General features: G+C 68.5%; 11 protein-coding genes and 1 pseudogene. All 12 read left to right on the top strand.

From position 1 onward, the window contains the following. Positions 1-102: 102 nt before the first annotated feature. Positions 103-1148, top strand: a pseudogene (ruvB, locus tag DD1DGNOD_RS16000) (Holliday junction branch migration DNA helicase RuvB). 73 nt (positions 1149-1221) lie between these two features. After that, positions 1222-1791: a preprotein translocase subunit YajC gene (gene yajC / locus DD1DGNOD_RS15995; protein ID WP_131770480.1), complete on the top strand. Its 570-nt coding sequence runs from the start codon at positions 1222-1224 to the stop codon at positions 1789-1791. 281 nt (positions 1792-2072) lie between these two features. Beyond that, the gene (secD, locus tag DD1DGNOD_RS15990; RefSeq protein ID WP_131767197.1) at positions 2073-3989 is read left to right on the top strand and encodes a protein translocase subunit SecD; all 1917 of its coding nucleotides are present in this window, start codon (positions 2073-2075) and stop codon (positions 3987-3989) included. 2 nt (positions 3990-3991) lie between these two features. Beyond that, positions 3992-5236, top strand: coding sequence for a protein translocase subunit SecF (gene secF / locus DD1DGNOD_RS15985; RefSeq protein ID WP_131767196.1), 1245 nt, complete (start codon positions 3992-3994; stop codon positions 5234-5236). After that, positions 5233-5832: an adenine phosphoribosyltransferase gene (locus DD1DGNOD_RS15980; protein WP_131767195.1), complete on the top strand. Its 600-nt coding sequence runs from the start codon at positions 5233-5235 to the stop codon at positions 5830-5832. Before secF ends, DD1DGNOD_RS15980 begins: the two co-directional genes overlap by 4 nt. A 159-nt stretch (positions 5833-5991) precedes the next feature. Continuing rightward, positions 5992-8802 carry a RelA/SpoT family protein gene (locus DD1DGNOD_RS15970; protein WP_241255761.1) on the top strand — a complete coding sequence of 937 codons (2811 nt, stop codon included), beginning with the start codon at positions 5992-5994 and terminating at the stop codon, positions 8800-8802. A 172-nt stretch (positions 8803-8974) separates the two neighbouring features. Then, entirely contained in the window at positions 8975-11332 is a 2358-nt protein-coding gene (locus DD1DGNOD_RS15965) for a RelA/SpoT family protein (protein WP_131767194.1), read from the top strand. A 503-nt stretch (positions 11333-11835) separates the two neighbouring features. Next, on the top strand, positions 11836-12810 hold the full coding sequence (locus DD1DGNOD_RS15960; RefSeq protein WP_131767193.1) for a TauD/TfdA dioxygenase family protein: 975 nt from the start codon (positions 11836-11838) through the stop codon (positions 12808-12810). 349 nt (positions 12811-13159) lie between these two features. Beyond that, entirely contained in the window at positions 13160-14398 is a 1239-nt protein-coding gene (locus DD1DGNOD_RS15955) for an ROK family protein (protein ID WP_131770479.1), read from the top strand. 342 nt (positions 14399-14740) lie between these two features. Then, positions 14741-15814, top strand: coding sequence for an ABC transporter substrate-binding protein (locus DD1DGNOD_RS15950; protein WP_131767191.1), 1074 nt, complete (start codon positions 14741-14743; stop codon positions 15812-15814). Further along, entirely contained in the window at positions 15811-16692 is an 882-nt protein-coding gene (locus tag DD1DGNOD_RS15945; protein WP_131767190.1) for an ABC transporter permease, read from the top strand. Before DD1DGNOD_RS15950 ends, DD1DGNOD_RS15945 begins: the two co-directional genes overlap by 4 nt. Next, positions 16668-17423, top strand: a 756-nt coding sequence (locus tag DD1DGNOD_RS15940; protein ID WP_131770478.1) for an ABC transporter ATP-binding protein, incomplete at its 3' end; no start/stop codon positions are given. The genes DD1DGNOD_RS15945 and DD1DGNOD_RS15940, both read left to right, overlap by 25 nt.

Here is a 17423-nt window from a genome sequence, read left to right as displayed (position 1 = left end):
GGTGGCGGTGCCGGTGGCGCCGGCCGTGACGAGGCGCCGGATCCCGTGGGTGTGCTACTGCGCCGGGCCCTGGCCGCCCTGCGACCCCGGTAAGGGCAGCCGATGGATGTCGAGGGTCTGGTCTCGCCGGTGGCCGAGCCGCAGGAGCGTGCCTTCGAGGCCGGCCTGCGTCCGGGGACGTTGGCGGAGTTCGTCGGCCAGCAGAAGGTCCGCGAGCAGCTCACGATCATGCTTGAGGGGGCACGGGCCCGCGAGCGCCCACCCGACCACGTCCTGCTGTCCGGGCCGCCAGGGCTCGGCAAGACCAGCCTTGCCGTGATCATTGCTCGGGAGATGGCGGTTCCGCTGCGGATGACCAGTGGACCGGCGGTCGAACGGGCGGGGGATCTCGTGGCGATCCTCACCGCGCTCGCCCCGGGCGAGGTGCTGTTCCTCGACGAGATCCATCGCATCGCACGCCCGGCCGAGGAGCTGCTGTACGCCGCGATGGAGGACTTCCGGGTCGACGTCGTGCTCGGCAAGGGCCCCGGCGCCACCGCGATCCCGTTGGACATCGCCCCGTTCACCCTTGTCGGTGCGACCACGCGCTCCGGTCTTCTCACCGGACCGTTGCGCGACCGTTTCGGTTTCACCGCCCACATGGACTTCTACGACACCGGCGAACTGATCGACGTGCTGGTCCGCTCGGCGGGGCTGCTCGGCGTGCGCCTCACCGGCGACGGCGCGGCAGAGGTCGCCGGCAGGTCACGCGGGACTCCCCGGATCGCCAACCGGCTGCTGCGACGGGTGCGTGACTACGCCGAGGTACGGGCGGACGGGGTCGTCACCCGCGAGGTCGCCCAGGCTGCTCTTCGCATCTACGACGTCGACGCGCTCGGCCTGGACCGCCTCGACCGGGCGGTGCTGGAGGCGCTGGTGCGTTCAACGGTGGACCGGTGGGTCTGGCGACCCTGGCGGTGGCGGTGGGGGAGGAACCGGACACGGTCGAGGAGGTGGCCGAGCCGTTCCTGGTACGCGCCGGCCTGCTCGCCCGGACCCCCCGGGGACGCATCGCCACCCCGGCCGCCTTCACCCACCTCGGTCTCGATCCGGTCGAGGGCATCCTGGGACGCTCGCAGGCTCCGATCCCCCCCGTCGACGGCGACTAAGCGCACTCTTGTGGGGCCTGGCGTCGAGGCCCCGCGGCCGGTACGTACCATCGGCCGCACAACATGGGAGGACATGGACGTGCAGGTAATCGTGGTCGCCCAGGAGGCGGCCCAGGATGGCGGCAGTGGTGGGCTCGGCGGGTTCTTTCCCCTGCTTCTCATCCTGGCGCTCGTCTTTTTCTTCATCGTGACCCAGCGACGCCGCCAGCGGGCCCAGCAGCAGGTCCTGACCTCGCTCGTTCCGGGGGCGCTGGTCGTGACCACCGCGGGGCTGTATGCCACGGTGGTCGAGGTCGAAGACGGTGACGTGCTGTTGGAAGTGGCGCCGGACGTGGTCTGCCGGTTCACCCGCGCCGCGGTCGCTCGGATCGTCTCCCCGCCGGCGGCGGACGGGCCGCATGACGGCGACCACGACCACGATGGTGACCACAATGGCGACGAGGCGGACGATCACCTCCATGAGCACGACACCGAGGACGGTGGAGCAGCTCATGGCCACGTTTCGGACGCAGCGCCCGCCGACACGACCAAGCGTGTCGACACGACCAAGCGCAGGGACGCCACCGGCAGTCAGGAGCAGCCAGACGCCGGGGAACCCGGGGAACCCGATGATCCGGCCTCGGGGCGGGGGAGGGAAGGCTGACCGGCGTCGGTTCCGACCGGCTCTGGTTTTCGTCCTGTTCGACGAATAGGCGAATATCAGCGCTACGAACGTGGTATCGGAACGCCTCCGGCATGACACTCGTTCCGATACCTTGGGCGCGGTCGGCACCGTCGCGCCGTGACGGTTGGTCCACACCGGTTTCTCCGGTCGTGGACGGATCGCCGTCCATCGGGTAGGTCCACCAGAAAGCAATGTGAGCGCGACGGCGCGTGACGAAGGGATATCCGTTGGCACGAGGGTCAGGGCGACGGCGTAAGGCCATGAGCCCCGCCTGGTCCCGGATCGGGCTTCTCTTCGGGATCATTGCGCTGCTTTACTCCACCATGGCGCTGACATCCACCTGGACGCCGAAGCTCGGCCTGGACCTGCAGGGCGGGACGAGTGTGATCCTCACGCCCCGGTCGACCGAGCCTGGCAAGGGCGTTGACAGCGGTGCCGTCAACAAGGCCGTCGACATCATCCGGGAGCGAGTCAACGGGCTCGGTGTCGCCGAGGCCGAGGTCAAGCGCAACAACACCCAGATCGAGATCTCGGTTCCCGGTCGCGGTCGCAACGATGTCGTCGAACTGGTCGGGCAGACCGCCGAGCTGCGTTTCCGCCAGGTTTACACCTCCGCGGCCGCCGCCCCGGCCCCGGCGGCCGCACCGACCACACCGACGGCTCCGACAGCAACACCGACGGTTCCGGCGGCCGGCGCCCCGGCCTCTGCACCCGTGCCTGGCGCGTCCGCGAGCCTGCCCGCCGTCACCGCTCCGTCGGCGTCCACCACGACCCGGTCGGACGTGGTCGGTGCCGGCCTGCTCGCTCAGGCAGCGCCGACAGCCCCGGCCGGATCGGCCGCACCGGTACCGGCCGCATCAGCACCGCCGGCGACTGCCGCGGTACCGCCGGCGACGGCGGACCAGCCCGCGCCGGCCAGCGCCGATATGCCGCCGGCTGATGTCACCGGCAGGTTCGAAAGCCTGACCTGCGCACCGTCGGACGTTCGCAGCCGGGCGGCCAGCACCGATCGGCCGACGGAGTGGGTGGCCTCCTGCGATCGTTCCGGCACTGTCAAGTACCTGCTGATGCCCGCGACGGTGGTCGGTACCGATGTGAAGTCGGCGACGGCCGGGCTTGCGAGCTCGGGTGGAACCACGTCGGTGAGCACCGGCGAGTGGGTCGTCAACGTCAGCTTCACCGGTGGTGGGCAGGCGAAGTTCACCGCTCTGACCGAGAAGACGATCGGCAAGCAGGTGGCGATCGTGCTGGACGGGGTGGTGCAGTCGGCTCCGACCACCAACGACCGTATCGCCGGTGACGCCCAGATATCGGGCTCGTTCACCCAGTCCAGCGCCCAGGATCTCGCCAACGTCCTGCGCTACGGTGCCCTGCCGCTGGCCTTCGAGCAGTCCAGCGCCGAGTCGATCTCCCCGACCCTGGGTCAGGACTCGCTCAACGCCGGCCTGCTAGCGGGTGTCATCGGCCTTGCGCTGGTGACGCTCTACTCGTTCATGTACTACCGGGCCCTCGGGATAGTGGTGCTCAGCTCGCTGGCGGTGAGCGGACTGCTGGTGTACGCCTCCGTCGTGCTCCTGGGCAAATGGATCGGGTTCACCCTCACGTTGGCCGGGATCGCCGGTCTGATCGTGTCCATCGGTGTCACCGCGGACTCGTTCGTCGTCTACTTCGAACGCATCAAGGACGAGGTTCGCCAGAACCGCAGCGTGCGCGTGGCGGTCGACCGTGCCTGGCCGCCGGCCCGGCGGACCATGCTGTCCGCGGACACGGTCTCCTTCCTCGCCGCCGCGGTGCTCTACGTCCTTTCGGTCGGGTCCGTCCGGGGATTCGCCTTCACCCTCGGGCTGTCCACCCTGGTAGACGTACTGATCATGTTCATCTTCACCAAACCGGCCGTCTGGCTGCTCGTGCGCAGGTCGTTCTTTGTCACCAGCCGTTTCTCCGGCCTCACCATGGCGGCGGTTTGTGGCCAGTCGAGTGGGACCGCCCCCGCCCCCGCGCCGCGTCTGACCAAACGGGAGAAGGCCGCGGTTGCCCCGGGCCGGGCCGGGGCCAACAGGGCTTCGGCAACAGAGGCGGACACCTCCGGGGCCGACCAGGATTCGCCTGATCTTCATTCGTCGCGCGACCCGCGGCCGTCATGGTCGGGTCCGTCCGGCACGGCGCAGGGGGAGTAGAGATGTCCTGGGCCAGCCGGCTCTACCGCAGTGAGTCCCATGTCGACTTCGTCGGCCGCCGCCGGATCTGGTATGTCGCCTCCGGCGTCCTGCTGACCGTCTGCATCGCCAGCATGCTGATCCGGGGTTTCTCCCTGGGGATCGACTTCAAGGGCGGTGCGCTGTTCCAGTTCCCGTCCGGGGGCAGGTCGGTTGCCGAGGCCGAGGCGACCTTGTCCTCGGTCGGGGTCAACCCGGCCGACTCGGTCATCCAGGAGCTCGACACATCCCACCAGTTGCGGGTGCAGACCCCGACCCTCTCCGGTGCGCAGGCCAGCTCGCTCCAGGACGCCATCGAGAAGCGTTTCGAGGTTGCCCCGACCGACATCGACATCTCGACGGTGGGCGCGTCGTGGGGGTCGACCATCACCAGCAAGGCACTGCAGGGGCTCGCGGTGTTCCTGGTGCTGGTAATGATCTACCTGTCGGTCCGGTTCGAGTGGAAGATGGCGGTTGCCGCCATGGCCGCTCTCATCCATGACCTCGTTGTCACGATGGGCGTCTACTCGCTGGTCGGTTTCCAGGTCACCCCGTCCACGGTGATCGCTCTGCTGGCCATTCTCGGGTTCTCCCTCTACGACACGGTTGTCGTCTTCGACCGGGTCCGGGAGAACACCGCCGGCATGGGCACGACCAGCCGACGCACCTACGCGGAGGCCACCAATGACGCGTTGAACGAGACCTTGATGCGTTCGCTCAACACCTCGTTCATCGCGCTCGTACCGGTCGCCTCGCTGCTGTTCGTCGGTGCCGGTCTGCTCGGCGCCGGCACCCTGGAGGATCTCGCCCTCGCCCAGTTCGTGGGCATCGCCTCGGGCACCTATTCGTCGCTGTTCTTCGCCACTCCGGTGCTGGTGGATCTGAAGAAGAACGAGCCGGCGGTCAAGGCGCTGGACCAGCGGGTGGCCCGGGCGCGGGCGGTGGCCGCCCGCGAGCCCGTCAGGCAGTCCCGACGCGCGGCGGCGGTTGCCGGTGGTCGTGCATCTGACACTGTGGCTGTGGCGGCCGGTCGGGGGCCGGGGAGCGGATTTCCCGATGCCGCGACCACCACCACGGACGCTGATGATCGTGGACGTGAGGAGCCCGCCAGCGACCGTGAACCGGCTGTCGCCGGTGCCCGGCCGGGACGACCCGGTGCGGCGCGCCGTCCGGCACCGGCCCGACGTTCTGGCCGCAAAGGTCGTCCCAGCGGTAAAAAGCGGCGGTGACGACCATCGAACCAACCGAAACGACCAGCGGAGCAGCAGGTGCCGGCGCCCTCGGCACCACGGCGTCCGGCACCACCGCCGCAGACGTGCTGCGCGCCCATATCCGGGATGTCACCGACTTCCCCCAGCCCGGGGTGGTCTTCAAGGACATCACGCCGTTGCTGGTGACACCGGCCGCCTTCACGGTGGTCATCAACGAGTTGGCCGCGACCGCGGGCGGCTATGGTGCCACCGTCGTGGCGGCCATCGAAGCACGTGGCTTCCTGCTGGCGGCCCCGGTTGCCTACCGCACGGGTGTGGGTGTCGTGCCCATCCGCAAGCAGGGCAAGCTTCCCGGTGAGACGGTCAGCCGCACCTACGACCTGGAGTACGGCACCGCCACACTGGAGGTGCAGGTCGACGCGTTCCGGCCGGGTGACCGGGTGCTGCTCGTCGACGACGTGCTGGCCACGGGCGGTACGGCGGCCGCCGCGGCCGAACTGGTCCGCCAGTCCGGCGCGGAGGTCGTCGGTCTCGCCGTGCTCATGGAACTGACGTTCCTGTCGGGACGTGACCGGCTTGCGCCACTCGAGATCTCATCGATCATGGAAGTTTGATCATAGAGGTTTGGCGCTCCTGGGCCCGGTGACCTCGGTTGTGGCGACCCCGGCCGTGTGACCTTTGTGTGATCCACGGGCATTGGACGGGGTTGCGGAAGGAGGACAGCTCACGGAAGCGTTAGCCTTCAGGGGTCCGACATGAAGCAGGAGCGGCTTGTGCCCGAGGCAGCCCCGGTGACGACCGGAGTGTCCGAGCCTGGCGCGACGACCGTTCGGGAGTCGTCGGCGGCAGGCGAATACGCCGTGCTCGCCTGCGGGGATGGCCGCGGGCGTCCGCCCGCCGACGCACCGTCGCCGGAGGTCGGGTCAGGACGTACGCCGCAGGCCGTGCCCTCAGGACGCGCCACGGTGGCCGACGGTGCGCCGCGGCCGGCCGTTGCCCAGCCGGCCGTTGCCCAGCCAGCCGCTACGCAGTCGGTTTCCCAGTCGCCACCAGCTGTTTTCTCGGCTCCGTCGGCTCCGTCGGCTCCGTCCGGTCGGTCGGCTCCGTCCGGTCGGCCGGCCCCGTCCCCTCCGTCGGCTCCACCCGGTCCGTCGGCCGCACCGACCCGCCAGCCCGGACTCCTCATCGACCACGGGGAGTCCGGCCCCGGCGACGGTTCGCCGGTGGTTCCGCGCCTGGGTCACGAGTCGCCACCGCTGCCGCGCCGGGTCCGCGGGCGTTTCCCCAGGCTCGCGTCACACCGGGCCACCCCGCCGTCACTGCTGGACCCGGTGCTGCGCGGTCTGCTCGCGAACCATCCCCGGGCCGACGTCGGCCCGGTGTACCACGCTTTCGAGACCGCGGCGGGGGTGCATGCCGGTCAGGTCCGCCTGTCCGGCCATCCCTATGTCACCCATCCCGTCGCGGTCGCGAGTATCCTTGCCGATCTCGGTATGGACACGCCGACCCTGTGCGCCGCGCTTCTGCACGGCACCGTCGGCGAGGCCGGCATGACACTCGAGCGGATCCGGGACGAGTTCGGAGATCACGTCGCGCTGGTTCTCGACGCGGTGATGAAACTGCACCGGGTGAAGGTCGGTGAGGGCGCCCAGGCGGAAACGATCCGGCGCATGGTGGTCGCGATGGCCCGCGACCCGAGGGCCCTTGTAGTCAAACTTGCCGCACGCCTGCACAATATGCGGACGCTGCGGTTCCTGCCCGAACACAAACAGGAGCGCAAGGCCCGGGAGACCCTGGAGATCTACGCCCCGCTGGCCCACCGGCTCGGGATGAACTCGCTCAAGTGGGAGTTGGAGGATCTCGCCTTCGCGACCCTCTACCCGAAGCGATACGACGAGATCGTCCGGCTGGTGGCCGATCGTGCGCCGAGCCGGGACACCTACATCACCGCTGTGGTGACGCAGGTGCAGTCGCATCTGGGCGAGGCCAGGATCAAGGCTGTCGTCACGGGCCGGCCCAAGCACTACTACTCGATCTACCAGAAGATGGTGGTCCGCGGCCGGTCGTTCGACGACATCCACGACCTGGTCGGGATCCGCGTGCTGGTCGACTCCCTGCGTGACTGTTATGCGTCCCTGGGCACCATCCACGCGAACTGGAAGCCGATCCCGGGCCGGTTCAAGGACTACATCGCGATGCCCAAGTTCAACATGTACCAGTCGCTGCACACGACGGTGATCGGGCCCGAGGGCAAGCCCGTCGAGTTGCAGATCCGGACGCACGCGATGCACAACCGGGCCGAGTACGGGATCGCGGCGCACTGGAAGTACAAGGAGGACGGTGTCGGCGCACGGCCCTCCGGGGAGGCCAGGGCAGGTGCGCTCGGGCTCGCCGACGGCGCGTCCAGGGCGGGTGGTTCCCGGGGCGGCGGCCGGTCCCGGCGGGACTCCTCCGGCAACGACCAGACCGCGTGGCTTCGCCAGATCCTCGACTGGCAGCGGGAAGCCGCCGAACCCGGTGAGTTCCTCGACAGTCTGCGGTTCGACCTGCACACCGACGAGGTCTTCGTCTTCACCCCCAAAGGGGACGTGATCGCGCTGCCGGAGGGGGCGACCCCGGTCGACTTCGCCTACGCCGTCCACACCGACGTGGGCAACCAGTGCGTGGGTGCGCGTGTCAACGGCAGGCTCGCCGCGCTGGACACCACACTGGACAACGGGGACACCGTCGAGGTCTTCACCTCCCGGGCGCATTCGGCGGGCCCGAGTGAGGACTGGCTGACCTTCGTCCGGTCGTCCCGGGCCCGTACGAAGATCCGCCAGTGGCATGCCCGGGAACGGCGTGAGGACGCCATCGTCGCCGGACGGGACGCGATCGCCCGGATGATGCGTCGCCACGGTCTGCCGCTGACCCGCCTGATGAGCGGCGACGTGCTGCCCAGCCTGGCCAGGGACCTGCGCTACCCGGACGTCTCCGCGCTGTACGCCGCGATCGGCGAGAAGAACATCAGCGCGCAGCACGTCGTGGGTCGCCTGCTGGCCGCTCTGGGGGGGCCGGAGGGTGCGGCCGAGGACGTCGCCGAGACCGCACTGCCCACCCGCGCACTGCAGCGGTCGGTCGGCGATCCAGGGGTGATCGTCAGCGGCTCCGAGGACGTGTGGTCGAAGCTTGCCCGCTGCTGCACGCCCATGCCCGGGGATCCGATCATCGGATTCGTCACCCGGGGGAAGGGCGTGTCGGTCCATCGCCAGGACTGCCCGAATCTGGCGACTCTGCGCGATGGGACCCGTGATCGGACGGTGCCGGTCGAGTGGGCCGCGTCCTCAGGATCGGTGTTCCTTGTCGTCATCCAGGTCGAGGCGACCGACCGCGCCCGCCTGCTGTCCGATGTCACCCGGGTGTTGACCAATCACCACGTCAACATCCTCTCGGCGTCCGTGACGACGACCAAGGATCAACGTGCGGTCAGCCGGTTCACCTTCGAGATGGGGGACGCCAAGCATCTCGGGCACATCCGGGACGCTGTGCGGTCGATCGACGGCGTGCACGACTGCTACCGGGTCACCTCCGGCACGAGGTGCTGACCATGCTGACGTCGTGGGGGGATCCGGCGGTTTCCACCGGGGGGAGCCGCCGGCCGTACCCGCGTCGCCGATGTCGCCGTGGCGGGAGATCGTCACCGGCGGGCGGCGGGGCTGCGGGGCTGTTCCGCGCCGGGACGTATCGACGCGCCGGGACGTATCGAGGGGGAGCGCTATGGACGCTGAGATCGTAGGTGCCGGGATACAGGGCGCGGCGTTGCCCGCGCGGATGGATCGGTCCAGCGAGGGGCATGCCGGCGGGGGGGACGACGCTTCGCGGACTCTCGCCGCCGCGTGGCTGGCCGGCAGCCGCCTGGCTCATCTTGCCCGCCGGGTGGCAGCAGCCCGAAGTTCGCCCTCGGTACCACCCGTGCTGCGGGACATCATCGAGAAGCACTGCCTGCACCATCCCAAGGCCGACGTCGCCCTTGTCGTCCATGCCTACGAGGTCGCCAACCGCCAGCATGCCGGCCAGATGCGACACAGCGGCGATCCGTACATCACCCACCCGTTGGCGGTCACCGAGATTCTCGCCGAACTCGGGGTGGACACCACCACGATCGTCGCGGCGCTCCTGCACGACACCGTCGAGGACACCGGCTACACCCTGGAGGCCGCCGCGGCGGACTTCAGCCCGGAGGTCGCCAACCTCGTCGACGGGGTGACCAAACTCGACAAGATGCGCTTCGGGGACGCGGCCGAGGCCGAGACGCTGCGAAAACTGATCGTTGCGCTGGCCAAGGACTACCGGGTGCTGCTCATCAAGATCGCCGACCGCCTGCACAACATGCGGACCCTCGGCTTCAAGTCACCACCCAAGCAGGCACGCATCGCCCGGGTGACGCTGGAGATCCTTGCGCCGCTGGCGCACCGGCTCGGCGTGAACGTCATCAAAAGGGAGCTGGAGGACCGTGCGTTCGCCGTCCTGTATCCCGACGAGCACATGCGGATCAGGTCGGTGGTCGAGACCTTCACGGCCGCGGAGCGTGAGTCCAGCCAGCTTGCCTCGGTCGTCGACGCGCTCGCGAGCGGTCTGGCCGAGGCGCGGATCGACGCCAGGGTCTCGGCCCGGACGAGTCACCTCTTCTCGATCTACAAGCGGGCGCAGGAGCGTGGCTTCGAGGCGCGGGACTACAACGACATCGTCCGCGTCCTGGTTCTCGTCGACTCGATTACTGATTGTTATGAAGCGCTCGGAGAGGTGCACGCCCTCTGGCGACCGGCGCCGGGAAGACTGCGCGACTTCGTGGCCACGCCCAAGTTCAACATGTACCAGTCCCTGCACACCACCGTCATGGACCCGGCCGGCAAGCCCGTCGACATCCAGATCCGCACGGACGCGATGCACCGGCTGGCCGAGACGGGGATCATCGCAAGGCCGGTCGGACCGTCCGCGGACGGCGCCCGGCTGGAGGGTCTGGCATGGTTGCACAGTCTTCTCGACTGGGAAGGCGATGCCAAGGACCCCGGCGAGTTCCTGGAGTCGCTGTCGGCGGACCTCGACTCCGACGAGGTGCTCACCTTCACCCCCAAGGGCCGGGTCATCGCGCTGCCTGCCAGGTCCACGCCGGTCGACCTCGCCTATGCCGTCCATACCGAGCTCGGGCATCGGGCCATCGGTGCGCGGGTCAACGGCCGGCTGGTCCCGTTGCACACCCGACTGCGCAACGGCGACGTGGTGGAGATCCTGCGTTCCGGGCTCGCGACAGCCGGCCCCTCCGAGGACTGGCTTGACTTCGTCAAGACCTCCAAGGCCAGGGTGCGGATCCGTCGCGGGTTGACCAGACAGCGGCGGGACGCCAACACCCAGCAGCCGGATGCGCAGTATCCGGATGTTCGATATCCGGATGCCCGATATGGCGACGCCCCGGAGCCTGGCATGCACCATCTCGACCCGCAGCATCCGGACACCGGCGCCGACGTTGTCCCGGACACCGCCGTGGACGCCTCCCGTCAGCCCGGATCCGTCGTTCACTGCGCCCCTGTACCGGTCCTGTCGGCCCTGTCCGCTCCGCCGGCTCCGACGGCCCACTCCAGGCGGAGCCGACGACGTTCACGGGACGCGGACGAGGCGCAGACCTGGGCGGGGACGGCCGCCGTCGACGGCCGCAGTGGCGTTCCGGTCCGTCTTGCCCGGTGTTGCCTCCCCCTGCCCGGGGACGACGTCGTCGGGTTCACCACCACGCACAGCCCTGCCGTGTCCGTCCACCGGTCGCAGTGCGTGAACGCCGCAAGTGATCGGCATCGGGTCGCGGTGACGTCCTGGCTCCCTCCGGCGGAGGGCACGTTTCCCGCCGAGATCGCGGTCGAGGCGTTCGACCGCTACGGGCTGCTCGCAGACATCACCGAAATGTTGTCGGACGTGTCGGCCACGGTCCGTTCCGCGTCCTCGATCACCTCCGAGGACCGGGTGGCACGTGCCCGTTTCACGGTCGAGGTCGCCGGGCCGGCGCAGTTGGACGCGCTGCTCGCGGCCGTGCGGACAGTCGGTGGCGTGTATGACTGTTACCGTGCCGGTGGGACGCCGAGCTGATCCCGTCACGGCCCGTTCTCACCCTTTGTGAACTGACGTTTTGTGAAGTGGTGATGATCTTTTCTCTGGGCGATCCAGTGACTTGCCTGGATTTTTCGCTGAAGTGACGGACCCATCCCCTTGATCGCCGTACCTTCACTATCGTCTTGGCCCGGGGCCCCTTGTCGATCTTTGATTGGCAGGGTTCGGCGTACGTCGACGGCCCACCGGCCTCGGCTGCGGGAGACGGCACTAGCGCATCCATGACCTGTGCTCGGATGGGGCAAGCGTGCAGGCAGATCCCAACGGGCCGCGGCGGTGCGGTCACGCCGGATCCCACAGTGCAAATCGAATTATTTCAAGAAGTCACAATGTTGACCGACGGAAAGCCGTTGTTGGACTATGAGGTGGCGGCCCACGGTATCGGATGCCATATTCGACAATGCTGGGAACGATCGGCCGCCGCAATGGGTCGGCATATGCTAACCCATTTCATTGCCGAGCACAGGAGGAGATCGGCAACCATGACTTTGACCGAGGAATCGCCGACAAGCACGATAACCGTCCATCCGGTCGCCGGCCACATCGGTGCCGAAATCACCGGCGTGGACATCGCCCAGCCGCTGGACGAAGAGGCCGTCGCCGCGATCAAGAGCGCTCTGCACCGCTACAAGGTGGTATTCTTTCGCGAGCAGAATCTCGACCATGCCCAGCAGATCGCCTTCGGCCGGCGGTTCGGTGAGCTCACGTATGCCCACCCGCATGACGATGCACCGCCCGAGGAGTACCCGGAGATCTTCACCGTCGACCCGCGTCGCTTCGAGGAGCGCTACGGCAAGGACTTCCGCGAGGAGACGCGTCGACGCCAGTACAGCTACTTCACGGGTTGGCATACCGATGTCACGGCCGCGGTGAACCCGCCGGCGGGATCGATCCTGCGGGCGGAGATCGTGCCGGCAGTCGGCGGAGACACGCAGTGGACCAGTCTGGTGGCGGCATATCAGGGGCTGTCCGAGCCGGTCCAACGGTTCGTGGACACGTTGCGCGCCGAGCATCGCTACGGCGGCAGTGAGCGCCCGGCCGGCGACAGCGTCTACGCGCGACGGGTGAACGACAATCTGCTGGTTTCCGTGCACCCGGTGGTTCGCGTGCACCCGGTGACCGGGGAGAAGGGGCTGTTCGTCAACCCTGGGTTCACCAGCCATGTCGTCGGGCTCACGGCCAGGGAGAGCCGCGCCGTGCTGGATCTGCTCTACGCGGAGATCACCCGACCCGAGTACACCGTGCGGTTCCGCTGGGAGCCGGGCAGTGTCGCGTTCTGGGACAACCGTGCCACCGCGCATCTCGCGCCGCGCGACATCGAGCATCTGCATGTCGAGCGCAGGCTGCACCGTGTCACGCTGATCGGTGATCGACCGGTCGGCCCGGACGGGCGCGAGTCCGAGCTGATCGCCGGCCGGCCGTTCACCGCCGATCACCAGGTGGTGGTCGGCGTCTGAGGCGCGCACGCGCAGCACCTGCCCCTGAGCGGACCACCGCGATCCTCCGCCCACCGGGCACGGTCCCGCCGCGACCATGCCTGTCCGTCCCGGAACATGTGGTCGCGCGGGGGCGGCCACATTCTCACATCGTGAGCGGTGCGCAGGGACTCTGGAAAATGGGACTGGTTTCTGCGAACATGCCCTCTATGACTTCCCAGGCAGCGGGCTTCCGGTCACGCCGCCACGTTGATCTCCGGCGGCAGGCAGCCGCGCTGTGTTCGCCTTCGGCGTGAGGTTATGTCGACGCTGACGCGTCGGCCATGCCCGGCAGCAGATGCCCGGCTCGCCCGCTCCGGAGGAAAACCCCATGTACCGCAACGGTGGTACGCCACCAAGGCGCCTGCGCGCGCAAAGCTCGCCCGCCAGTGGCGTGCGAAGGAGCTCCAGCGCGGGCGTGGTGTTGCGCGCGGTGCTCGACCACGGTCCGATCGCGCGCAGCACGATAGCCAGACTCACAGGACTGTCCCCCGCCTCGGTCACCGGCCACACCGCTGAGCTCATCAGGCTCGGTCTGCTCAAGGAAATGCTGGAGATGACGGCGCCGAACGGGGTCGGCCGACCCCATGTGCCGGTGGATCTCGACACGGATCATCACATCGTCTGTGGTGTGCACATCGCCGTACCACACGCCACGGTCGCGCTGCTCGACCTGCGTGGCCGGGTCATTGTGCAGCATCGGGAACCCCACGCGGGTGCCAGCCCGTTACGGGTGCTGGAAAGGGCGGCATCGGTATTGTGGGCGTTACTGGCCGAGCATGCCGGCGACCGGGTTCCGCTCGGTCTCGGTGCGGCCAGCGGCGGATGGGTCGACCAGACCACCGGGATGCTCGTGGAGCACCCGCTGCTCGGTTGGCACGACGTGCCGTTGCGGGACATACTGGCCGACCAGACCGGGCTTCTGGTGCAAGTGGACGCGCACTCCCGGGCACTGGTGCACGCGGAGCGGCTGTTCGGCCAGCACCGGGCCAGGGCGAGCATCGTGCATCTGTTCGTCGGTAACGTGGTGGACGCGGCCTTCGGGACCGGTGACACCGTGCACCACGGCCCCCGGTCGGCGGCTGGCGCGATCGCTCATCTGCCGGTCGAGGGCAGCACGGAACTATGCTCGTGTGGCCGTTCCGGTTGCCTGCAGGCAACCGTGTCGGAACGGACGTTGGCGCGGCGCGCCGCCGACGCGGCCATCATCGCCGAACCGTCCTTGCCCGCGCTGCTGCGGCTCGCCCAGGACGGTGATCGTGCCGCGATGCGCCTGTTCCTCGATCGGGCGCGGTGCCTTGGTCGGGCGGCGGCACAGCTCATCGACGTGTTCAACCCCGAGGTGCTGGTCGTCGTGGAGCAGGGGGTCAGCCATCTGCCCGGATGCCTGGCCGAGCTCCGGAACGAGGTGAGTGCCCGCTCCTGGGTGTGCAAGGACCCGGAGCAGACGGTGGTGGCGACCAGCTTCCCCGGCCATGCGCTCGCCACATCGGCCGGCGCGGTGATGCTCGACATGCTCCATCGCGACCCGTTGGGACCGATATCCGATCGGCTTTGCCGAGCCTCGTGACGCAGGCAGCGTAAATCCAGTTAATTCACGATCGCGCAATGTTGACTAGATGGATGCCGGTTGGCAAGGATTGTTCCATGAACAGCCCGGAAAGGTTTTCGGTGCCCGGCGGGGCGTCGGAGCCCCGTGAGCGCCGTGCCGTCACCGTGTGTTCCCCGCGGAATCGCGCCTGCTGTCCTTGTTGTTGCTGCTGATGATCAGCGGGGGCCGAGCGGCCGCCCAGAAATTTCCTGACACCTGCGTGCCGGTGACCGTTTGTTTCACGGCGTGCGCGCAGCTGTGTCATTTTTCCGTGTAATTGTCGTCCTGCCGTTCGAGTCGGCCCACAGCCAAGGAATTCTGATGCCCGCTGGAACCCTTTCTCCACCGACGGTCCGCCGCCGCGCCGTACTGGCCGCGCTCACCGGTGCCGGCATGATCGTGCTGGCCGCGTGCGGCTCCGATGCCGGTGCCGGCCCGCGGCTGACCGCCGACGCGGCCATTCCTGACACCGTTCCCGCTGGCACGTCACTGTCCATCGCGGTGCATACCACCGAGATCCAACTCAAGACGACGGGGAAGATCTCCGAGCTTCCGTTCACTGTGTCGGAGTGGCCGACGGTCGCTGCGGGCCCCGACGTCATCCAGGCATTTCGCGCGAACGCTGTGGACGTCGCCACCAACGCCGGCATCCCCCCCATCCAGGCGCATGCCACCGGGCTGGACGCCAAGATCGTCGCGGTGCAGCTGAAGACCACGCCGACCTTCAAGCTGGCCACCGCGCCTGGTTCGGCCATCACCGAGCTGTCCGACCTACGCGGCAAGAAGATCGCGTTCGCCGCGGGTCAGGCACAGGGCGTCGTGGTGCTGCGCACGCTGCAGGAGCTCGGGCTGGAGAAGAAGGACGTCCAGCTCATCGAGCTGAACAGCCCGCAGTTCCTCACCGCGTTGCAGTCCAGACAGGTGGACGTCGCACCACTCGGCGAGCCGACGCTGACCAAGTACCTCAACCAGTATGGGAAGGACGGTGCGCGGGCGGTCGTGACGCCGGCGGTGGACGCGCTGACCATCTTGTGGGCACCCGCGCGGGTGCTCGCCGACCCGGCGAAGGCCGCGGCCATCAAGGCGTTCATCCCGTACTGGGCCAGGGCCCAGGTGTGGGCATGGGAGAACAAGGACAAGTGGATCGACGCCTACTACGTCAAGGACCAGCAGGTCAGCGCCGCGGACGGTAGACGCATCGTGGAATCCAACGCCAAGCCGAGCTTCCCGACCAGCTGGGACGCGGCGATCAAGTGGGAACAGGACACCATCGAAGTGGTGTCCAAGTGGGGGTACTTCGGCAAGTCGTTCAACGCCGCGGACGTGTTCGACCGCAGGTTCGAGGGTGTCGCCGCCGCGGCCGTGCCCGCCGACTACCGAATCGCCCAGTCATGACCAGCACCACGCATGAGATACCAAAGACCGTAACGATCGATGCTGCTGCCGTTGTCACCACGGTGACCGAGGCCGGGCGGAGCGTGCGGCCCGCCCGTGGCCGCAGGCGGCTCGGCCTGGGCAAGCCGATCCCGTTCGGCCGGCTACTCGGTGTGCTGCTGCTGATTGGCATATGGTCGGTGGCGTCGGCGACCGGTCTGGTGGATCCCCGCAAGCTGTCCGAACCGTGGACGGTGCTGCAGACCGGGATCGATCTGATCGCCAGTGGCCACCTGCAGGACAACGTCGCCGCTTCGCTGCACCGGGCTGTGCTGGGCTTCGCCTTCGGTGTCGCCATCGGTACCGGGCTGGCGCTGATATCGGGGCTCAGCCGGATCGGTGAGGCGCTCGTCGACGGCCCGGTCCAGGTGAAGCGGGCGATTCCCTCACTCGCCCTGATTCCGCTGATGATCCTGTGGCTCGGCATCGGTGAGACCTTCAAGGTCGCAGTGATCGCGATCGTGGTCGCGGTCACCATGTACATCCAGACGCATGCCGCCCTGACCGCGATCGACAGCCGCTACGTCGAGCTCGCCGAGGTCGTCGGGCTGTCCCGGTGGAACTTCATCCGCAAGGTGGTCATCCCCGGCGCGCAGCCCGGCTTCTTCCTCGGTCTGCGGCTGGCGGTGACCGGATCCTGGCTCACGCTGATCGTGGTCGAGAGCGTCAACGCGGTGAACGGCCTCGGCAAGATGATGTTCAAGGCGCAGGACTACGGCCAGTCAGATGTGATCATGGTCGGCCTGGTGGTCTACGGGTTGTTCGGTTTCGTCTCCGACGCGGCAATCCGGATCATCGAGAGGCGGGTGCTGTCGTGGCGGCGGACACTGGCCGGCTGACCGCCACCGCCGGCGCGGTTCGCGCGTCCTCCTTGGTCCGCCGGTTCGGCGAGCATGTCGTGCTGGACGATCTGGACCTGGAGATCGCGCGCGGCGAATTCGTGGCCCTGCTGGGGCAGAGCGGTTCCGGCAAGAGCACGTTGCTGCGCGCCTTGGCCGAGCTCGACTACGACGTGGCCGGTTCGGGTGAGCTGACCGTGCCCGCCAGGGTGTCCGTCGCCTTCCAGGACTCCCGGCTGCTGCCGTGGCTTCGGGTGTTGGACAACGTGCTGCTCGGCCTCAGCCTCGGCCGCGGCGATGCGCACAAGCTCGGCAAGGAGGCGCTGGCCGAGGTGGGGCTCGCCGGCCGCGAGCGTGCCTGGCCCAACGAACTATCCGGCGGCGAGCAGCAGCGGGTGGCGCTGGCCAGGTCGCTGGTGCGGGAACCCGAGCTTCTGCTCGCCGACGAGCCGTTCGGTTCACTCGACGCGCTGACCAGGATCAAGATGCACGGCCTGCTACGCGACCTGTTCCAGCGACACCGGCCTGCGGTGCTGTTGGTGACCCATGACGTGGACGAGGCGATCGGGCTGGCCGACCGGGTGCTGGTGCTGGAGAACGGCCGGATCGTGCTGGACCGCCAGGTCGATCTGCCGGCTCCGCGGACGCACCGTGACCCACGCTTTCAGGAGTTTCGCGACCTGCTGCTCAGCGCGCTCGGCGTGGCCGCGCAGGTACCGCCAGAACAGAGG

This window comes from Candidatus Protofrankia californiensis, from assembly GCF_900634765.1.
Classification (GTDB): Bacteria; Actinomycetota; Actinomycetes; order Frankiales; family Frankiaceae; genus Protofrankia; species Protofrankia californiensis.
This window is presented reverse-complemented; position numbering and strand designations above follow the sequence as displayed.